We start from the raw sequence: 1,707 nt of genomic DNA on the forward strand, positions 1-1,707 counted from the left end.
TGAGGCGATTGATATTGCTGGTGCCCATGTAATGCTTGGTGACCCAGAAATAACCGGCGCTATCGCATGCGTTGTATGTATCGCTGGCAATCAACGCAGGGTCGTATCGCGGCGTCCATTGCCGCTGATTGCGCTTGAGCGTTCCATCGCCCATGAAGCGTTGCCGTACTGCTATGACTATGGCTCGGTCGATTGCGCGGCGCTGGAAGTAGGTGGCGCGACTTGTGGGGCGTCGACGAATTCGATGGATTTGACAATCTTGAGGGCAATGGGCAATACATTGTCTTGATACTTAGTGCTGCCTTTTTTGTCGACATAAGCAACGCCATTCGCACTGCCGCATAGCATCACCGGCGGATGGCGCAAGCAAAAGCCAAAGTCGATGGAATAAGGCTTATCGTCTCCAGCGGGTAGTGTGACATCCGTAATGCCAACGCCGAGGCTATTAGGCCCGTTGAGCGTAAAGACTTTGACATAAGGCTCGCTTGATTCGCGGTCTTCCTCGGGCACCTGGGAAAAATCTTTTACCCAGACTTGTTGTGTGGCATCGAACCGAGCTACGAAATGGCTCGATTTTTCGGCATCGTCAGAGCTCATGCAATTGAAATACATCGAAAGTGAGACAGTTTTTACCTTGCCGTTACCTTCTGGGACGTCGCCGTAGAGTGAGTAGACGGACTCATAGACAAGCGCTCCGTAAGGATCAGTGAGTTGAACGGAGCATTTGTTTCCATTGTTTTCTACAAGCAATTTCTTGACCCCTGTGCTGAACTTTTTGCCAGCAGAAATAGGCGTCCACGACATAGTCAAGCCGACCAAACATATCGTGGTATAGGCTTTGAAATATTGCTTTTTGTCGCTGCTTCGTATCATTAAAGCCTCCGAATAATGTCGTCATCGGGTAAAAGACCTTCGCTGACGGCTTGCGTAGGAAAGAACACTTCCCCGGCAACCGCCAATACCGATGCATAAGCCGCACAGCGGCCTTCGAAACCGTTAAGCGATGGGGCATACGGCCGGTTGATCGCGCCAGGAAGGTTTACCGCTGCCGACGCCTTCCAGAAACTCACGCTGCGGTAGCAGCTATGAGGCCCGGCATGGGTGGGGATGCGCCACGGTCTTCTGCACACACAGACATACAAAATAGGTGCTACCCGGATGCATCGAGATCAAGGGTTGGTCGTGACGTGGACGCTTTCGACAAGATTGATCATGTCTTTGATGATGTCGTCCCGGGCTTCTTTGGGGGAGGAAGGTTGAAAAGGCATATCTATTGAAACGAGATAGGACGGTGTTATACGTAAGATCCGCACCCCCTCTAATGCCAATAAAGTTCCCGCTTGATCTTTGGATCTTTCAATCTGGCGTCCAACGAGCACAAGGTCTTCGCCCCAATCAATCTTTTCCAATAACAAATTCTTAAACGAAATAAAAGAGATAAGCATAGGATTTCCCTTGAATGCCCAGTTTCCATTCTTTCCTTTGAAAAATCCCTGATAAGCAATGACCTGATCAAGGTCATGTGTGCTTGATACGGATATCCATATATCACTGTAAGCATTATAAATATTGCCCGTTGCGCGAATATCCAAGATGCAGCCATCGCCACTTGTTATCGGTTTTAGCGCATCTTTCTTCTCCACGTGCGAAAAATATTTCGTATCTTTAAAATCAAACGTGCATGTTTCGAAATTTCTATCTACGAGT

At 48.7% G+C, this 1,707-nt stretch carries 2 protein-coding genes; both read right to left on the reverse strand.

All coding sequences use genetic code 11. From position 1 onward, the window contains the following. Positions 1–177 precede the first annotated feature (177 nt). The gene (locus DWU98_RS21460; protein ID WP_115497619.1) at positions 178–873 is read right to left on the reverse strand and encodes a hypothetical protein; all 696 of its coding nucleotides are present in this window, start codon (positions 871–873) and stop codon (positions 178–180) included. 296 nt (positions 874–1,169) lie between these two features. Next, on the reverse strand, positions 1,170–1,707 hold a 538-nt coding region (locus tag DWU98_RS21835), incomplete at its 5' end, for a hypothetical protein (protein ID WP_230474988.1).

Source organism: Dyella monticola (assembly GCF_003363155.1).
Taxonomy (GTDB): domain Bacteria; phylum Pseudomonadota; class Gammaproteobacteria; order Xanthomonadales; family Rhodanobacteraceae; genus Dyella_B; species Dyella_B monticola.

Excerpts from the sequence above, each read along its gene's own strand:
- DWU98_RS21460 (WP_115497619.1), bottom strand. The coding sequence starts at position 873 with ATGATACGAAGCAGCGACAAAAAGCAATATTTCAAAGCCTATACCACG.